Source organism: Paraburkholderia lebeckiae (assembly GCF_050436225.1).
GTDB classification, from domain to species: Bacteria; Pseudomonadota; Gammaproteobacteria; order Burkholderiales; family Burkholderiaceae; genus Paraburkholderia; species Paraburkholderia tuberum.
Window position 1 is genome coordinate 310,268 of record NZ_JBNDLU010000003.1, and the last position, 16,977, is coordinate 327,244.

Annotated in this window: 14 protein-coding genes; 1 reads left to right on the forward strand and 13 read right to left on the reverse strand. The window is 65.3% G+C overall.

The window, feature by feature from the left end:
* Nucleotides 1-51 precede the first annotated feature (51 nt).
* The 3 genes from OKW45_RS36200 to OKW45_RS36210 all read right to left on the reverse strand — a co-directional run bounded on the left by OKW45_RS36200 (nucleotide 52) and on the right by OKW45_RS36210 (nucleotide 4,495).
* Nucleotides 52-1,470: an FAD-binding oxidoreductase gene (locus OKW45_RS36200; protein ID WP_429473611.1), complete on the reverse strand. Its 1,419-nt coding sequence runs from the start codon at nucleotides 1,468-1,470 to the stop codon at nucleotides 52-54.
* 139 nt (nucleotides 1,471-1,609) lie between these two features.
* Nucleotides 1,610-3,157: a UxaA family hydrolase gene (locus OKW45_RS36205; RefSeq protein ID WP_429473612.1), complete on the reverse strand. Its 1,548-nt coding sequence runs from the start codon at nucleotides 3,155-3,157 to the stop codon at nucleotides 1,610-1,612.
* A 48-nt stretch (nucleotides 3,158-3,205) separates the two neighbouring features.
* Complete coding sequence (locus tag OKW45_RS36210) at nucleotides 3,206-4,495, reverse strand: MFS transporter (protein WP_429473613.1); 1,290 nt, start codon at nucleotides 4,493-4,495, stop codon at nucleotides 3,206-3,208.
* A 392-nt stretch (nucleotides 4,496-4,887) separates the two neighbouring features.
* Here OKW45_RS36210 and OKW45_RS36215 point away from each other — a divergent pair, with 392 nt between their 5' ends.
* Nucleotides 4,888-5,598 carry a FadR/GntR family transcriptional regulator gene (locus OKW45_RS36215; protein WP_429473614.1) on the forward strand — a complete coding sequence of 237 codons (711 nt, stop codon included), beginning with the start codon at nucleotides 4,888-4,890 and terminating at the stop codon, nucleotides 5,596-5,598.
* Nucleotides 5,599-5,642: 44 nt separating this feature from the next.
* Here the strand turns inward: OKW45_RS36215 and OKW45_RS36220 are convergent, their stop codons facing one another.
* The 10 genes from OKW45_RS36220 to OKW45_RS36265 form a co-directional block, all read right to left on the reverse strand.
* Complete coding sequence (locus OKW45_RS36220; RefSeq protein ID WP_429473615.1) at nucleotides 5,643-6,620, reverse strand: glycosylasparaginase; 978 nt, start codon at nucleotides 6,618-6,620, stop codon at nucleotides 5,643-5,645.
* A 47-nt stretch (nucleotides 6,621-6,667) separates the two neighbouring features.
* On the reverse strand, nucleotides 6,668-7,732 hold the full coding sequence (locus OKW45_RS36225; protein ID WP_429473616.1) for an ABC transporter substrate-binding protein: 1,065 nt from the start codon (nucleotides 7,730-7,732) through the stop codon (nucleotides 6,668-6,670).
* A 126-nt stretch (nucleotides 7,733-7,858) separates the two neighbouring features.
* Nucleotides 7,859-8,779: a LysR substrate-binding domain-containing protein gene (locus tag OKW45_RS36230; RefSeq protein ID WP_090810843.1), complete on the reverse strand. Its 921-nt coding sequence runs from the start codon at nucleotides 8,777-8,779 to the stop codon at nucleotides 7,859-7,861.
* Nucleotides 8,780-8,853: 74 nt separating this feature from the next.
* The gene (locus tag OKW45_RS36235; RefSeq protein ID WP_429474027.1) at nucleotides 8,854-10,101 is read right to left on the reverse strand and encodes a metal-dependent hydrolase family protein; all 1,248 of its coding nucleotides are present in this window, start codon (nucleotides 10,099-10,101) and stop codon (nucleotides 8,854-8,856) included.
* A gap of 66 nt (nucleotides 10,102-10,167) precedes the next feature.
* The gene (locus OKW45_RS36240; RefSeq protein WP_429473617.1) at nucleotides 10,168-11,358 is read right to left on the reverse strand and encodes a M24 family metallopeptidase; all 1,191 of its coding nucleotides are present in this window, start codon (nucleotides 11,356-11,358) and stop codon (nucleotides 10,168-10,170) included.
* Between the two features lie 72 nt (nucleotides 11,359-11,430).
* Entirely contained in the window at nucleotides 11,431-12,318 is an 888-nt protein-coding gene (locus OKW45_RS36245; protein WP_184005523.1) for an ABC transporter permease, read from the reverse strand.
* Nucleotides 12,319-12,321: 3 nt separating this feature from the next.
* On the reverse strand, nucleotides 12,322-13,383 hold the full coding sequence (locus OKW45_RS36250; RefSeq protein WP_018422583.1) for an extracellular solute-binding protein: 1,062 nt from the start codon (nucleotides 13,381-13,383) through the stop codon (nucleotides 12,322-12,324).
* A gap of 11 nt (nucleotides 13,384-13,394) precedes the next feature.
* Nucleotides 13,395-14,447 carry an ABC transporter ATP-binding protein gene (locus OKW45_RS36255; protein ID WP_018422584.1) on the reverse strand — a complete coding sequence of 351 codons (1,053 nt, stop codon included), beginning with the start codon at nucleotides 14,445-14,447 and terminating at the stop codon, nucleotides 13,395-13,397.
* Nucleotides 14,448-14,449: 2 nt separating this feature from the next.
* Entirely contained in the window at nucleotides 14,450-15,313 is an 864-nt protein-coding gene (locus OKW45_RS36260; protein ID WP_429473618.1) for an ABC transporter permease, read from the reverse strand.
* A gap of 261 nt (nucleotides 15,314-15,574) precedes the next feature.
* Complete coding sequence (locus OKW45_RS36265) at nucleotides 15,575-16,870, reverse strand: MFS transporter (RefSeq protein WP_429473619.1); 1,296 nt, start codon at nucleotides 16,868-16,870, stop codon at nucleotides 15,575-15,577.
* Nucleotides 16,871-16,977: the final 107 nt, after the last annotated feature.

Genomic DNA, 16,977 nt, shown 5'->3' on the forward strand with positions numbered 1-16,977 from the left:
GGATCAAAACATCAGGCAACAGCGCGACCCGGCCGAGGCCGGCGCGCCACCCTACATGGCAATCACCTTGCCGGGGTTCAGGATATTGTGCGGATCGAGCGCGAGCTTGATCGCCTTCATCGCGGCGAGTTCGGCCGGCGAGCGTGACAGGCCGAGCACGCTCAGCTTCTCCTCGCCGATCCCATGCTCGGCCGATACGGAGCCGCCCATTTCCCCCGTCAGTTCATAGACGACGCGCTTGACGTCGTCGATGGCCTCGTCGGTCCAGCCAGGTTCTTGCACCACCACGTGCAGATTGCCGTCGCCGAGATGCCCATAGACGAGGATCGTCGCTTGCGGCCAGCGCGCGCGCAACCGCTCGTCGCAACGCTGCGCCGCGTCGCCCGCCTGCGCGACCGCGAAGCTGATGTCGAACGAGATGCGTCCTGGGATCAGGCGCGGATATTCGGCTGGCGCGTCGCGAATCGCCCAGAACGCCGCGGCGTCCGCGTCCGATTGCGCGATTGCGGCGTCGGCGATCACGCCAGCATCGAGCATGTCGGCGAGGAACTCCTCGAAAGCCGCCGACTGCCGTTCCGGGTCCGCGCCGCAAGTTTCGAGCAATACGTAGTAGGCATGATCGCTCGCGAGCGGCACGCGCAGTTCGGGCAGGCGTTGCCGCACGAAGTCGCAATAGCTGGGCCACATGACCTCGAAAGCGGATACGCCCGCCAGCAGCCGCTCCTGCGCGCGGCCTAGCAGCGTGGTCACCGCCGCGTAGTCCGGCATGCCGCACCATGCGGTCGAGATCGCGCGCGGCTTGGCCCGCAGGCGCAGCACCGCGCGCGTGATGACCGCGAGCGTGCCCTCGCTGCCCGTCAGCAGGTTGCGCAGGTCGTAGCCGGTATTGTTCTTGATCATCTTGCGCTCGCCGCCGATCACGCTGCCGTCGGCGAGCACCGCTTCGACGTCGAGCACCTGGTCGCGCATCATCCCGTAGCGGATCACGCGATTGCCGCCCGCATTGGTCGCGATGTTGCCGCCGATCGTGCAACTGCCGCGCGCGCCGAGGTCGAGCGCGAACATGAAGCCGGCGTGATCGGCCGCTTCCTGCACGACCTGCAGCGGTGTGCCCGCGAACACGGTCATCGTCGCGCTGACCGGATCGATGGCGATGACGCCGTTCATCCGCTCGACGCTCAGCGCGACCTCCCCGCCAAGCACGCAGGCACCGCCCGCGTGTCCGGTCATGCCGCCTTGCGTGACGACCGGCTGGCGGAATTGATGGCAGATCCTGAGCGCGGTGGCGATCTCTTCGGTCGTGCGCGGGCGGATCAGCGCGATCGGATCGGTCGATGGCGTGCCGCTCCAGTCCGCGAACTGCCGCCCGCCAAATTCGCCCGGCAGGCTCACGATGTCCGCGCCGAGCGCCGCGCGCAGCGCGGCGACGGCTTCGTTACCGCGGGTCGCGGAGATCGGTTCGTGCTGCATCGGATATCTCCAGTTCGTCAGACGGGCAGAGCCGCTGCGCGCGCTTCACGTCGCGGCCTGAATAAAGGCGGCGTTCCAATTGCATCCTCCAATGCGTGATCCATTCGGTGATTCGGCTGTGTCGCTGCAATGCACCCGCTCAGGTCACCACGCCGACCTGCCACGGCACGAACTCGCTTTGCCCATAGCCGTGCAGTTCGCTCTTCGTGCGCGTGCCGGACGCGCAGTCGAGCATCATGCGAAAGATCGCTTCGCCGAGTTCGTCGATGCTCGCGCTGCCGTCGATCACACCGCCACAATTGATATCGATGTCGTCCTGCTGGCGCTCCCACAACGCGGAGTTGGTCGACAGCTTCAACGACGGCGACGGCGCGCAGCCGTACGCGGAGCCGCGCCCGGTCGTGAAGCAGATCAGGTTCGCGCCCGAGGCGACCTGTCCCGTCGCCGACACCGGATCGTAGCCGGGCGAATCCATGAACACGAAGCCTTTCGCGGCGATCGGCTGCGCGTATTCGTAGACGTCGACCAGATTCGTCGTGCCGCCCTTCGCGACCGCGCCGAGCGATTTTTCGAGGATCGTCGTCAGGCCGCCCGCCTTGTTGCCCGCCGATGGGTTGTTGTCCATCGCGCCGCCATTGCGCGCGCAATAGTCCTGCCACCATGCGATGCGCGCGAGCAGCTTGTCGCCGACCGCGGCGCTCACCGCACGCCGCGTCAGCAGATGCTCGGCGCCGTAGATCTCCGGCGTCTCCGACAGGATCGCGGTGCCGCCGTGCCGCACGAGCCGATCGACCGCGGCGCCGAGCGCCGGGTTCGCGGAGATGCCAGAGTAGCCGTCGGAGCCGCCGCATTGCAGACCGACGCATAGATGCGAAGCCGGCACCGGCACGCGCTGCACGCGGTTCGCGTCGGCGAGCATCTCGCGCACCATCGCGATACCGCGTTCGATCGTCTTGCGCGTACCGCCGCTGTCCTGGATCGTGAAGCTGCGCAGCTTCGTCGTGCTGGCGTCGAGACCGCCCGCGGCGAGCACGCCGTCGATCTGATTCGTCTCGCAGCCCAGGCCGACGAATAGCGCCGACGCGAAGTTCGGATGCACTGCGTAACCGGCGAGCGTGCGACGCAGAATTGCAATGCCCTCGCCTTGCATGTCGATGCCGCAGCCGAGCCCGTGCGTCAAGGCGATTACGCCGTCGACGTTCGGATAGTCGGCGAGCGCGTCGGGACGCACGTCGCGCCGGAAATGATCGGCAATAGCGCGCGCGACCGTCGCCGAGCAGTTCACACTGGTCAGAATGCCGATGTAATTGCGCGTCGCGATGCGGCCGTCGTCGCGGCGAATGCCCATGAAATGCGCGGGTTCGTCGACGTAGACGGTCGGCTGCGCATCGACGCCGAACGCGTGCTCGCGCGCGAACTCGGACATGCCGAGATTGTGCGTGTGAACATGCTGCCCGCGCGCGATCGCCTCACGCGCGACGCCGATGATCTGGTTGTAGCGCTTGACCGGCTCGCCTTGCGCGATGTCGCGCGTCGCGATCTTGTGCCCCGGTGGAATCAGCCCGGCGACGGTCAGTTGTTCCGCGTTGATGCGCGTGCCCGGCAGCAACTGCCGGGTCGCGATGATGACGTCGTCGCCGGGATGAAGGCGGATGATCGCGGACGCGACGCTAGCTTGAGTCGACATGAAAAGCCTCGAAAACAGGGTTATCCGTGTGCGTTGACACAGAATACGTCAGATCGTGGAGCGCGCGCCCTTCGGCAGTTCGCGGCTTTCCGATTCCAGCGACAGCGGCTCGATGCGTCCCACGATGAAAAGATAGCTGAACGCGCCGAGAAAGCAGAAAGCGCCCGCGACGACGAGCGGGATCGTGAACGAGCCCTTCGTCATCGCGACCATCACGCCGGTGAACGTCGTGATCACGATCCCCGCCAGATTCGACGCAAAGTTCTGGATGCCGCCGATCGACGCGACATGGCGCGGTGTCGGCGCGACGTCGCAGGGCAGCGACCAGATGCTCGCCGCGGCGAACGCGAGGCTGCCATAGGCGATACCGAAGAACGCGAGCATCAGATACGTGTTCTCCGTGAACGCCGACAGCGTGATCACCGACGACAACAGCATGCCGCCGACCATGCAGGTCTTGCGCGCAGCCGTCAGGCTCCAGCCGCGCCGGAACAGCGCGTCGGACACATAGCCGCCGAGCCAGCCGCCCGGAATCGCGATCAGCGCCGGAATCATGCCGAGCGTGCCGAGCGATTTCAGCGAGAAGCCGCGCGTCTGCACGAGATAGCTCGGAAACCACGTAATGAAGAAGTAGATCACGAAGTTCAGGCAGAAGAAGCCGAGCATCATGCCCCACAGCGTGCGATGGCGAAACAGCGATACCCAGGTCACGTTGTCCTGGCCGCCTCTCGCTTGAGCCGCCGGCGCAGCGTTGCGCGCGGTCACCATCGCGTCCCGCACGGGATTCCGATAGATCACGAACCAGCCGACGATCCACACCGCGCCGAGCAAGCCGGTGAGGACAAAAGCGGCCTTCCAGCCGAGCGTGCCGATGATCAGCGCGACCACGGGAATCGACAGCGCGGAGCCGACCCGCGAGCCGCTATCGAAGATGCTCGTCGCGATCGCGCGCTCCTTGGGCTCGAACCATTGGCTGACGAGCTTCGCGCAGGACGGATACGCGCCCGCCTCGCCGACGCCGAGCAACAGGCGGCAGCCGAACATGCCCGCGACGCTGGTCGTGACCGCGGTGGCCGCGGTAAACACCGACCACCACCCGACCGCGAGCGGCAACGCGATGCGCGCGCCAACACGATCGACAAACCAGCCGAACGGCATCTGCATCAACGCGTAGGTCCAGAAGAACCCACTCAGGATGAAGCCCATCTCGGCGGGGCCGATGCCGAGCGCCTTTTCGATTTGCGGCGCGGCAACCGCGAGATTCGCACGATCGATGTAATTGACCGCAATCGCGAGAAAGCACAGAAAAATCACTACCCAACGTATCTTCTTCTTCATGAAACCGTCTCCTCCTGGGCTGGCATCTACTCTATTTGGGATGAATCACGCGGCCTCGTGGCCGCCGGTGTGCTGCCGGGGTTTGCTACAGATCTACTGCGGATTTGCGGCTCGCGCCGTTAGCGGTCGTGCGCGCATTAATCGGGTGTCGGGATGCGGAGCGACCAGCAGGGCAGCACGGCTGGCGTCTCCGTGGCGTCAATCTGGCCTTACCAATTTGCAAAAATAACGGCGAGTGCGATACTGGTCAAGCCAATTCGCACGAAGTTGGGGAAACCCCGAACGCTGTCGCCGCGCCGCCGAGCGCGCACGATTTGCGCGCCGGGCGCTTCGAACTACAATCGGCGCTCGCCTTATGGGCTTGCACAAGCTACATCGCCGGGAATCGTTTCGTGACCACCAGACCTGCCGACACTCGCCGCCTCTATCTTCAGATCGCGGAAAAATTGCGCGATCTGATCGCTCAGCCGGACTTCGCGCCGAACGGCCGTCTGCCGTCCGAGCGCGCGCTGGCGGAGACGCTCGGCGTGTCGCGGCCGTCGGTGCGCGAGGCGCTGGTCGCGCTGGAACTGGAAGGGCTCGTCGAGATTCGCATGGGCTCGGGCGTCTATCTGTGCGCGACGCCGTCCGCGCAGAGTGATGCGTCGCTGTCGCAGGCCGAACTCGGCGATAGCCTGCTCGACATCCTCGGCGCGCGCTGCCTGATCGAAGGCTCGATCATCGCGAGCGTCGCACCGTTCTGCAAACCGAAAGACCTGAAGATGCTGCGCGCCATCTACAACGAGATGGAGCGCGAAGTAAAGGCCGGCAGAATTCCGGTCGCGGCCGATCGCGCGTTCCATCTCGCGATCGCGCAAATGTCCGGCAATGAGGTGCTCGTGCGCACCGTCAGCTCGCTATTCGATGCGCGGCATAGTCCGCTGTCGGAAAAGCTGCGCGGCCACTTCGAGAACGAGACGACGTGGGGCGCCGTGCCCGACGAACATCTCGTGATTCTGGAAGCGCTGGAAGCGCATGATCCGATTCAGGCGCAAGCGGCGATGCAGCGTCACCTGAAGCTGTCGTTGGAGCGGGTGATTGCGGGGGGGCAGCGGACGTCTTAGGTGCCGCTGCGGGAATACCGCTGATTCACCAGTGCGCGTCGCCCTCACACGTCGGTATAAACCTGCATCGCAATCCGCTTGTTCTGCGGCGCGCCCGCCGAGATCTGGATCAGCTCGCAAGCACGGCGTTCCGGTTGCGCCATGCCGGGCGTCCACACCCAGTAGTGATTGCCCGGCAAGCCATTGACCGCCACCACGCGATGATTGTCCGCGGCATCGATCGCATGAATCGTCACACGGCTGATCAAGCCGCCCTTGAGCGCGCGCATATCGTCGACGGCCTCGCTGACCGCGCGCTCGACGCTCATCCCCATCTTCATGTAGAGCACCACCGCGCGCGCCGTGCCGGCGCGGATCGTCATCTCGCCCGCGCCCGTGCATGCGCAGGCGCCGTAACGGCTATCGGCATAGGAACCCGCGCCGATCACGGGACTGTCGCCGAGACGACCCGGATATTTCCAACCCCATCCCGACGTACTCGTGCCGCTCACGACATTGCGCGCGCTGTCCAGTGCTAGAAAAACGGTCGTGTCCTTGCCGATCTCCGGATCGACCGCGTCATGGCAGTACCGTTCGAGCGGCACGTTCGGCCACGCGGCCTTGTCGGCCGCGCTGACTTCGCTGTCAAACCAGCGCGCATACGCTTTGCGCGAGTGATCGGCGAGCAGCTCGCACCGCTCCGCGCCCGTTTCGGCCGCATAGCGCGCGGCGCCCTCGCCGATCAGCAGCTCATGCGGCAGCCGTTCCATCACCGCGCGGGCGACGCTGACCGGATGCCTGAACCCCTTCAGGCCGCCGACCGCGCCAGTGCGCAGCGTCGAGCCATCCATCACCGACGCATCGAGCTCGACTTCGCCGAGCAGATTCGGCCAGCCGCCGCGCCCTACGGTGCGCACCTCCTCGTCATCTTCGACGAGCCGGATGCCCGCCTCGACCGCGTCGAGCCCGGCACCGCCATTTCGCAGCAGCTCCGCGGTCAAGCCGATGCCGGATTTACCTTCGTTGTTGGTCAGAATGATCATGTGTTCAGGTCATGCAGCCAGAAAAATGCGGAGCCTCAGCGCCAGAATCAAAGTCCAGCGCGGAAATCCTTGTTCCAGAAGTCGAGCATTTCCGTCTTGTGTTTCATCAGCATCGCGAAGTCGACCGGCACGATCCGCTCCAGCTCCTTGCCCGAGAAGCCCACCGCCTGTTGCAACGACGGCGGCAGGTTCGCATTCGCGATCGTCGGCGCATAGCCCATCGATTCGGCGAACGCGCGCTGGGAACGCGGATCGAGCATCGCATTCAGATAGGGAAACGCGCAGGCGGACGATTTACTGCCCGCGGTGACGGCGGCCTCGAACGTGGCCGGCAACGCTCCCTCCTTCGGGAACACGTAATCGACCGCGAGGCCCGCCTTTTTCCACTGCAGCGTGCGCGCCTTCCACGTGACGGTCACGACGATCTCGCCGCTCTTGAGCGCCGACGCCAGCGCATCGACCGACGGATACACTCGCGGCGATGCCTCGCGCAGTGCGCGCAAATACTTCTGCCCGAGCGCGAGATCGTTCGCTTGTCCGCCCGAGGCGAGCGCGCCCGCGAGCGTCAGATAGTCATACTGATCATCGACCAGACCGATTTTTCCCTTGAATCGAGGGTCCAGCAGCGCGGCGAGTCCGTCCGGCCGTGTGCGCACCCTGTCCGTGTCGTAGACGAGCACGAGCGCGCTGAAGATGTGCGGCACCGCGTAGCTGCGGCGAAATTGCGGAATCACGTTGGCAAGGTTTGGCAGCAGCGCATCGTCGAGTTTCGCGGTCGTGCCTTCGGAGTACATCTGGAACATGTCGTTATCGCGCAGCAACGCGACGTCCATCGTGCTGCGCCGGCCGTGTGCTTCGGCGCGCATCGTGGTCTGCCGCGCGAGCGCACTGCCGACGGAATAAATGACAACGTCACCGCTGGGCGTTACGAGCGAATCGATGTTCTGTTGCAGCAGGCGTTGATAGTCGCCTCCCCACGTGCCGACCACCACTTGACCGGAACACGCACCGGCCGCGTTGGCTTTCAACGCGATTGGACCCAGCGCGGAGGCGGCGACGAGCGTCCCCGTGGATCGAAGAAAACGGCGGCGTGGCTCGTTGATGTGATTCATACACTCGCTCCAGGAGAAATGCGTTTCGAAAAGAAGCCGCAACAGACGACGTCAGGCCTCGGTGGCCCGATCTGTATTTCATTGGACAGGTGGGGAACGCCGCTACCGCCGCGAAGCGGCAATCGGTCAGCTCGCTGCCGTCAAGCGCGTATTCACGGCCGCCAGCACTTCTTCGAGCGTCTCCTCCATCACTTTCGACAATTCGTCGAGATGCGGAGCCGGCGCGGCGCCATGCGGCGTGATCTTCAGCGTGTAGAAAGGCATCGCGTGCTCGAAGCGGCGCAAGATCAGATTCGAGTCGAGAAAATCGTACGCCGACACCGGATGCAGCAAACCGATGCCGAGGCCTTCCTTGACCATCGTCGCGATGTTGACCGAATACGGCGCGGTCGCCACCACCTGCGATTGCAGCTGACCGGTCGCGAACACCTGATCCATGCCCCAGCGCACGAGGTCCGGCAGATCGTACGACACGATCGGCTGATTCCGCAGATCCGCCACCTTGATGACCTTGCGCTTGCCCAGCGGATGACCGGCCGGCAACGCGCAGATCGCGTCGAGCTGCGCGAAGGCGGTCGAATCGGTGCCGGTCACGTCGACCGTATTCGTGACGAGACCGAGCGCGAGTTGACGCGACACCACCTGATCGCGAATCAGCGACGATGCCCCGGTCGTCAACGCAATCTGCACGGCCGGATGCCGGCGATGAAAGTTCGCCACGACGCGCGCGAAGTAGCCGAGCCCGAAAGATACGACCGAGCCCACGCGGATCACCGCGGTCGACGGATTGCGCAAGCTCAGCGCGAACTCGCGGATGTTGTCCAGGCCGGCATAGCGCCGCTCGACTTCCTCGAACAGCGCCAGGGCTTCGACGGTCGGTTCGAGCCGGCCGCGGCTGCGATCGAACAGCGTGAGACTGGTCGAGCGCTCCAGATCGGTAATCAGGCGGCTGATGCCCGACTGCGAAGTGCCGATGACCTGCGCGGCGCGGGTCGTCGTGCGCGTGAGCATCAGCGCCCTGAATGCGTCGATGTGCCGAAAGTCCATCCGTTCTCTCCGGATTGCATGGGCCGCCGGCGCTCCCCGTTGTCAACCTCGCTCGCAAGGGAGCGCTCCGCATGTCACGCCGGCAAAACAAAGGCATGGATTTTACCGCCCTTCATCACGACCGGAATGCGCTCGCCCTGCCCCAACAGACAGTCGAGCGACGCAAGCGGATTGCCGTCGACGACAAGCATGTCGGCGTGCGCGCCTGCCGTGATCTGCCCGAGCTGCCCGACCTGGCCGAGCACCTGAGCGCCGACCACGGTCGCGCTGCGCAGGATCTCGAGCGGCGTCAGCACTTCGCTGCGCAAGCGGAATTCATCGCTTTGCAGACGCTGCGATTCGCCGAGCAGATCGCTACCGAAGCCCATCGGCACGCCTGCCGCGCGGAAGATTTCGAGCGAACGCAGGCCCGCCTGGCGCACGCTCCCGATCTTCGCGACGCTGTCGGCGGGCAGGCCGAGCGCTTCGCCTTCGTTCGCGAGCGCGTCGTAGGTGACGAGCGTCGGCACCGCGAACGCGCCGTGCTCGGCCATCACCCGCGCAGCCGCTTCGTCGACCAGATTGCCGTGCTCGATCGTCCGAACGCCGCAGCGTACCGCGCGCGCGATCGCCTCGGCCGTGTACGCATGCGCGAGCACGTAGGTGCCGCGCGCCCGCGCCTCGTGCACGATCGCCCTGATCTCGTCTTCCGAATAGCCCCATGCGCCGACCGGATCGGTGGGCGAGGCGACGCCGCCCGAGGCCATGATCTTGATCTGGTCGGCGCCCATTTGCAGCTCTTCACGCACCGCGCGACGCACGGCATCGACGCCGTCGGCGACACGCGATATCGCGCCGACCCGCGCGCAACACGCGCATGGGCTATCGGTGCCGATGTAGTCGCTGCGGCCGCGCATGTCGCCGTGTCCGCCGGTCTGGCTGATCGCGCGGCCCGAGACGAACAGGCGCGGACCTTCGGCGAGCCCCTGTTCCAACGCCTGTTTGAGCGCGAAGCCCGCGCCGCCCGCATCGCGCACTGTCGTGAAGCCACGCCGAAGCATGCCTTGCAACAACGGCAACGACTTCAGCGTGACCAGCACGTTCGGCAAGTTCACCTGTGCCGCGAGATTGAGCTGCGTCGCATGCACGTGCACGTGCAAATCGATCAGGCCAGGCATCAGCGTCTTGCCGCGCACATCGATTTCGCGCGCGGACGCGCTGCGGATCGGCCGGTCCGAAACTTCCTTGATGCGTCCGTTTTCCACCAGCACCGCGTGGTCCTCACGCAATTCGCCGGCAGCCGGATCGAGCAGCGCGCAGTGCGAGAACAGAATCGACTCCATCATGTCTCCTCCCGGTACAAGATCCGGGTCATCTCCAACGTTGAAGGGTGTCGCGCGCTGCGCGACTCAATCGATCGTCGCGTGCGCGAGCGTGCGCGGGGTCTTCGTGAGCAGCTCCGGCGTCGGGCCGGTCACGACCGAATCGTCGAGCCGGAAACCGCCGAGGCCGTACACATAGATGCCGGGCTCCGCCGAGTACACCTCGTTGTCCAGCAGCGCGCGGTGATTGAACGCCATGTCGTCCGGATACTCGTGACCGATGATGCCCATGCCATGCCCCGTGCGATGACGGATGTGCTTCGCGCAGCCGGCCTGCTCGATCACCGCCTGCGCGGCCGCGTCGATACCCGAAACCGGCTGACCCGTGACGGCCGCCGCGACGGCCGCCTCGTTGGCCGCGCGCGCGACCTCATGAAAACGCGCCTGCTCGGCGCTCGGTTTGCCGCAGAACCAGGTGCGCTCGTTCTCGATCACGAGACCGTTCAAACGCGGAATCACGATATTGACGAGCCCGTCGCCCGCCTTGATCTGCGCGCCGCACGACGCACCGTCGCCGTGCGGCGACGCCGATGCCGGTCCCGACAAGGTCCAGCAACGCATCACTTCGAGGTTCTCCCCAGGAAAGCGGCGCGCGCCTTCGGTCACCATCAGGGTGGCCATCTGATAGTCGAGTTCCTGAACGAGCCGTCCGGGGCGAATGTTCTCGCGATAGCGGTCCTGCACCCAATCGGCGAGGCTTGCGGCGGCCCGCATGATGGCAATCTCCTCCTGGTGCTTGACCCAGCGCAACGAGCGCAGCTCGGCGAGCATCGGCAGGAACTTCGCGTCCGGCAGCAGCGACGCCGCGCGGCCGAGCGGACCGCCGGCGGCTTCGACGCCGATTCGCGATGCGCCAAGGCCGGCGGCACGCAAACGCCCGGCGATCAGTTCCGGGACTTCCGCGAGTAGCGGCTGCCGCTCGACCACGCGCGGATGCTCCGAGTAGAACGAGATATCGTCGAGCCACAGATGTCCGCGCTCGCGCGCCATCATCACGTGATGCGTCGACAGCTCGTTCATGATCGCGAACGGCTCGCCCGACAGCGGCACGCACACGGCGATCGGCCGCTCCCAGGTCTGTACGTCGACGTGGAAATTGGTCGCCCACTGGAAGAAGTCGGCGGACGTGAAGATCAGCGCATCGACTCGCTGACGTTCCATCAGTTTTTGCATCAGGTCGTGACGGTAAGCGCGAGTCTTGTCGGTGAGGATCGGCATCTGTTGTTCCTTCAGGAAGAAGAATTAAGGAGAGGCGCATCCCACACACCAGCGCGCGGCGCGCCTGCCAGTTCAGGTCATCATCGTCTTCGCGTAGCGCCGCTGGATGATCCAGTGCGACAACAGCGCCAGCGCAAACGTGACGACCATCGATACGATCGATAGCACGGCCCCGAACGGCCAGTTGTTCGCCTTGGCGATCTGGTCGTAGATCGCGGGCGTCATCATCGTGATGCCGGTGCCGCCGAGCAGCACCGGTGTCGCGTACGCGTTCATGCACAGAATGAACACGAGCATCGTGCCGGCCGCGACGCCGGGCGCCGCGATCGGCAGCACGACGCGCGCGAGCGTCTGAGCGAAGCTCGCGCCGAGATTGCGCGCGGCTTCCTCGATCGAGAAATCGAGGCCTTCGAGCACGCTCTGCAAGGTCAGGATCATGTACGGCAGAACCACGGCGGTGGTGCCGGCCACCACCGCGAACGGCGTATACAGCAGCCGCACCGGTTGATCGACGAGGCCGAGCGCCATCAGCATCGCATTGACGAAACCCGCGTTGCCGAGCATGACCATCCAACCCGCCGCGCGCACGACGTTGCCGACCAGCAGCGGAAACACCAGCAGCATCACCAGTTGGCTCTTGAAGCGGCTCTGTGTTTTAGCAAGCACATAGGCGACCGGAAAACCGAGTACGAGCGACAGTGCCGTGCACAGCGCGGCCACCTTGATCGTGGTCCACAGCACCGCGTGGTAGTACGGATCGGTCAGAAACTGGACGTAGTTCTCGAGCGTGAACGCCGCCTGCATCATCTGGACCGAGTCGAAATGATTGAAGCTGTAGCGCACCAGTTGCACGCCTGGCAGCACGATCACGAATAGCACGACCAACACGGCGGGCGAAGCGAGCAGGCCCCCGGCGAAGTCGCGGCGCCGCGGCGCGGCATTCAGTGCGCTCGTCGTCATGGTTCAAAGTCCCGGCTTGAATTCCTTGTTCCAGAAGTCGAGCAGCGCCGGTTTTTCCGCGGTGAAACGCGCGTAGTCGACTTTGACGAGGCGATCGAGCTCGGCATTCGTGAAGCCGACGCTCTGTTGCAGCGTCGGCGGCAAGGCCGCATCGGTGACGGTCGGCGCATAGCCCATCGTCTCGGCGAAGCCGACCTGCGCGCGCGGATCGAGCATCGCGTTCAGATAGTTGAAGCCGCACGCACGCGTCGGCGCGTTCTTCGGCACGGCGGCCTCGAACGTGACCGGCACGCCGCCCTCTTTCGGGAATGCGTAGTCGACCGGCACGCCGCCTTTTTTCCACTGCAGCGCGCGCGCTTTCCACATGCAGGTCATCCAGATTTCGCCGCTTTTCAGCGCCGCCGCGACCGTTTCGTTCGACGGATAGACCTTCGGCTGCTGCTTGCGCACCTCGCGCAGAAACTGGATGCCGGCCGCCGTGTCGCCATTGTGCTGGCCCGCCGCGAGCGAAGACTGCAGCACGTTGAAGTTGTACAGAATGTCGGAAAAACCCACCCGTCCCTTCAGTTTCGGATCGAGCGCGACCGCGAGCGAATCGGGTTTCGCCTGAAACTTCTCCGGGTTGTAGACGATCACCATCGCACTGAAGATGTGCGGAATCGAATACGGGCGGCGCAGCGCTTCGATCGTGCGCGCCGAGTTCGGCACCAGTTTCGTGTCGAGCGGTTCGAGCACCCCCGAGCGGTTGACGTCGAACATGTCGATGTCGGCGAGACAGGCGACGTCGAGCGAACCGTGGCGCGACATCTTCTCCGCGCGCAATTTCGTCATGCGGCCGATCTGATCCGCCGAGTCGTACGTGACGCGACCGCCAGCGGCCTCGATGATCGGCTTGCCGATGTTCTGTTCGAGCAGGTTCAGATAATCGCCGCCCCACGTGCCGACGACTACGTTGGGGCAAGCGTCGGCCGCCAGCGCCGCGCGCGGATCGAAACCGAGCGACGGAGCGACGAGCAGACCGGAGGCAGCTTTCAGAAACGTGCGGCGCGTGATGGGATAGCTCATTTTATGGTCCTTCAGGCGGAAAAAAGCAGGCAATCTTCGGTTCTGAAGCACGCGTGCAGCGTGTCGCCCGGCAACCATGCGCCGGCACCGGCATGCGCGGTGTTCGGCACGAGCGCGACGAGGCTCTGGCCACGCTCGCTCGTGAGGCGCAATTCGACGGTCGCGCCGAGATAGATCCGGTCGGCCAGCCGGACCGGGATCGACGCTTCGCTGTGCTCGGGCGCCGCGGCGAGACGCAGGCGCTCGGGTCGGATGCCGAGCGTGTTGGCATTGCGCGCGGCGGCGTTGACCGTGATCCTTTCGCCGTTCGCCGTGATGAATTGGCCGTTGTCGACGTGGCCCGCGAGGAAATTCATGCGGCCCAGGAAGCTCGCGACGAACGGGTTGGCGGGCCGCTCGTACAACGCGTCCGCGCTGCCGATCTGCTGCACGCGTCCGTCGTGCATGACGGCCACGCGGTCCGCCATCGCAAGTGCTTCCTCCTGATCGTGCGTGACGAAGATCGTCGTGAGACCGAGACGCTGCTGGAGCGCGCGAATTTCTTCTCGAACCTCGACGCGCAGCTTCGCGTCGAGGTTCGACAACGGCTCGTCGAGCAGAAACACGTCGGGCCGGATCGCGAGCGCGCGCGCAATCGCGACGCGCTGCTGCTGGCCGCCGGACAACTGTCTGGGATAGCGTTCGGCGAGCGAGCTCAGCCGCACCATGTCGAGCGCCTCGCGAATGCGCGTGTCGCGCTCCGCCTTCGGTACACGCCGCATTTCCAGACCGAACGCGACGTTCTGCGCAACGGTCATGTGCGGAAACAACGCGTAGCGCTGAAACACCATGCCGGTATTGCGCTTGTCGGGTGCGAGCCGCGTAACCTCGGTGTTGCCGATCCAGATTTCGCCGTCGCTCGGCTCGACGAAGCCCGCGACCATGCGCAGCGTCGTCGTCTTGCCGCAGCCGCTTGGGCCGAGAAATGCAACCAGCTCGCCTTCGGCGATATCGAACGACACGTCGGCGACCGCGGTCGTCGAACCGTACTGCTTGCGCAGATTGCGCAGAGATACCTGAGCCATGATCAGATCACCTTGCCGAGCTTCACGAAACGATCGGTGATCAGCATCACGATGCCAAGCAGCACGATCTGCGCGGCCGATACCGCCGCGATGGTTGGGTCGAGATTGAATTCGAGGTACTGCATGATCGCGATCGGCAACGTCGTCTTGCCGGGGCCGACGAGCGGCAAGGTCATCTCGAGGTTCTCGAACGAGACGATGAAGCCGAACAGCGTGGACGCGACGATCGCCGGCCGCAGCATCGGCAACGTGACGCGCCACAGCGTGCGCCACGCACCGGCGCCGAGATTGCGCGCCGCCTCCTCGACGGTGGTGTCGAGCTGGCCCAGACTCGCGGTGACGAGCCGGATCGTCCATGGGATCGTCAGGCAGATATGCGCGAGCAGCAGGCCGCCGAATGTGCCGACGATGTCGGTGTCGAGCGCATTCTCGGCGCGCAGATAGAACAGATAGGTCGCAATGCCGGCGACGATCCCAGGCACGACTAATGGCAGCAGCAGCGTGTTGCTGACGAGGCGACGCCCAGCAAACCGGTAGCGCGCAAGTGCGAGCGAGGCGGCGACACCGAGCACCACGCCGCCGATCGCGGCGCCGGCCGCGAGCTTCAGCGACAGCACGAAGCCGTTCGCGAACGCGTCGTTACGCCATGCGTTGACGTACCACGACAGCGTGTAGCCGGACGGCGGGAACGTGATGATCGCGTCCTTGAAGAAGCTCAGCCAGATCACAAAGATCAGCGGGCTCAGCATGAACAGATAGATGAGCGCGACGCCCGCCCTGACGAACCATTTCACCGGGAACAGACGTGGGTGGGACAAAGCGCGCGCGGAAACGATGCTGCTACGGTCGATCGGAACCTGCGTCACCGCGCTTTCTCCTTGGTCGGGATTACACGTTGGGGTGCGTCCGGCGCAGAGGCGACGTCAGGCCACCCCCGCTCCGCCTCGGCTGGTCGCAATGTAAATTTGCATAGCCTGACGAACTGCGATTCACAGTAGCATGAATAAAAAAAGGAGCAAAGCGGGTTCTGGCTAGCCGCGCGCTGGGGTTTACGCGGGCGCTGGTCGCCCAGGGGACAGGTGTTTGCGCCGGAATGGCAAACGTGTTGACCGCCGACGTGGCTTGTATCAGCGCACCGCCGCTGCCCGTGCCCTGCCCGACTTCACGCGCCAGTTCGCGAGCGCGCCGAGCGCCATCAGCACGCTGGTGCCGAGAAACACCGCGCGCATGCCGACGTGTCCGCCGACGAAACCGCCCAGCAACGGGCCAGCCACCTGCCCCGCGTATTGCGACGACACCGAGTACCCAAGGATCGCGCCCGTCACGCTCGCCGGCACGCTATGGCGGATCACGCTCGCGATGCACGGCAGCAGGCCGCCCAGTGCCATCCCCATCAGAAAACGCAGCACGATCAGCTGCCAGCTCGCGGTGACGAACGCCTGCGGAACGAGCAACACCGCCGATACGGCGAGGCAGCCGACGATCACATTCCAGTGCCCGGCGCGATCGGCGAACTTGCCGAGACGCGACGACGAGATCACGCTGCCGAGCGCCGCGCCCGACATCACGAAGCCCGCGACCATCGTCACGCTTTGAGGCTTCGTGAGCTGGGCGACGTAGACGGTGATGATCGGCTCGATCGACATGTTTGCGACCATCAGCAGCAGACCCGTGGCAAGCATCGCGATGGCCGGCCGCTTGTCGTCCACCGAGGCCCACGCGCCCTGCTTCGGCGCGCCGTCCGCGCGCTTGCGAACCGGCATTTCGCGAATCAGGAACGCCGTCGCGAGAAAGGCGACGAAGATCGCCGCGCCCGAGGCCCAAAAGGTCGCGCGGATGCCGATCAGCGGCGGCAGGAAGCCGCCGATCAGCGGGCCGACCAGATTGCCCGCCATGATCCCCGACGACAGCACGCCGAGCGCCCAGCCCGAACGAGCCTTCGGCGTCTGCGTCGCGACGAGGATCATCGAGCCCGACGCATAGCCGCCGAGCAACCCGGCGAGCAGCCGCAACGCGACCAGTTGCCACGCCGAGTGCGCCATGCCGATCAGCGACATCGCGACCGCCATGCCGAGGCTCGAGCGGATCAGCATCAGCTTGCGGCCGTAGAGGTCCGCGAGCTTGCCCCACAGGGGCGCGACGAGCGCGGCGCTGAAGAAGGTCGCGCCGAACGCGGCGCCGGACCACTGCACGATCGCCGCATGATCCTTTACGCCGAGCTGCTCGACGTAGAGCGGCAGGAACGGCAGCAGCAGCGTCATGGCGACGATGGTCGTGAACGAGCCGAACACGCACACGCACAGATTGCGCTGCCAATGCGCGGCGGCTTCATCGCCAGCCGGCGGGGCGGCCTTGGCTGTCGCCGTGGCCTGCGCCTGCGGTGGCACCGGTTCGGCCGATGGTACGTCGAGCTTGCGATTCATCTTCGAGGCTTTCCAAGGTGATCAGGGTCTGTTCGAGCTATCCAAAGCATCGTAACGGGCTGCGCCGCCGCCAGGCAGTCAACCCATCATCCTGGTATCGCTACTAC